This is a genomic window from Mesorhizobium sp. B2-4-12, assembly GCF_006441575.1.
GTDB lineage: Bacteria > Pseudomonadota > Alphaproteobacteria > Rhizobiales > Rhizobiaceae > Mesorhizobium.
In genome coordinates this window covers 1-1044 of record NZ_VFVC01000109.1, presented here as the reverse complement: position 1 = coordinate 1044, position 1044 = coordinate 1, and the positions used below count along the sequence as shown (strand labels likewise).

Here is a 1044-nt window from a genome sequence, read left to right as displayed (position 1 = left end):
GGCGAATAGGGTGAATCGTTGGGATTCCCTTTTCGACTGAAGTCTGATTCCTATGGATGCGGAGGTGCACCATGGGCAAAGCGGTTTCGCAGGATTTGAGGCTTCGACTTGTTCGCGGCATTGCCGAGGGCAAGTCGCGGCGGGCAGTTGCGGCGCAGTTTGAGGTGGCGCCTTCGACGGCGGTACGTGTTCAGGCACGCTATGCGGCGACTGGTTCCGTCGAACCGGCCCGTCAGGGGCGTCCTGCCGGGTCTGGCAAACTCGGCCCGTATCGTCAGGCCATTGTCGACAAAGTGATGGCCAGGCCGGACATCACGATGCCTGAGCTTGGCGCGTGGCTTGAAGACGAGCACGGCGTCAGGGCGGACCCGTCGAACCTGTCGAAGTTGCTGTGCCGGGAGGGGTTTACGTATAAAAAAAGCCCTGCTGGCGTCGGAGCAAGAACGGCCCGACGTGAGAGCGGCGCGGCGTGAGTGGCGCGACCATCATCAGCCTCTGATGCGCGCCGTGCCGGCGCGGATCGTCTTCATCGACGAAACGAGCGTGAAGATCAACATGACCCCGTTGCGCGGGCGCAGCCTGCGCGGCAAGAGGCTCCTCGCCGATGCGCCCTTCGGCAAATGGCATACCCAGACCTTCATCGCCGGCCTGCGTTGCCATGAACTGGTGGCCCCCTGGATCATCGAGGGAGCCATCGACGGTGCGGCGTTCGATGCCTATGTCGAAACCCAGCTCGCACCGGCTCTCGGGCGCGGCGACATCGTTATTCTGGACAATCTCAATGTCCACAAAAGTCCGCGCGCCGCAGAGGCGCTCAAACAGCGCGGCGCCAGGTTCCTCTTCCTGCCCAAATATTCGCCGGACCTCAACCCGATCGAGATGGCCTTCGCAAAACTCAAAACCCTGTTGCGAAAGGCCAAAGCGCGCACCTACGACGATCTCGTCCGCGCCGTCGGAAGCATCTGCGCCATGTTCGATCCAACCGAATGCTGGAACTATCTCAAACAGGCAGGCTACGTTGCATGTTAATCGCCCGATGCTCTA

1 protein-coding gene is annotated in these 1044 nt (G+C 61.5%); it reads left to right on the top strand.

The features are described from left to right. Positions 1-71: 71 nt before the first annotated feature. A protein-coding gene (locus FJ934_RS27870; RefSeq protein WP_140613601.1) for an IS630 family transposase occupies positions 72-1029 on the top strand; the annotation gives its coding sequence in 2 pieces (ribosomal slippage) (positions 72-422 and positions 424-1029; 957 coding nt in all). The last annotated feature ends 15 nt before the right edge of the window (positions 1030-1044 follow it).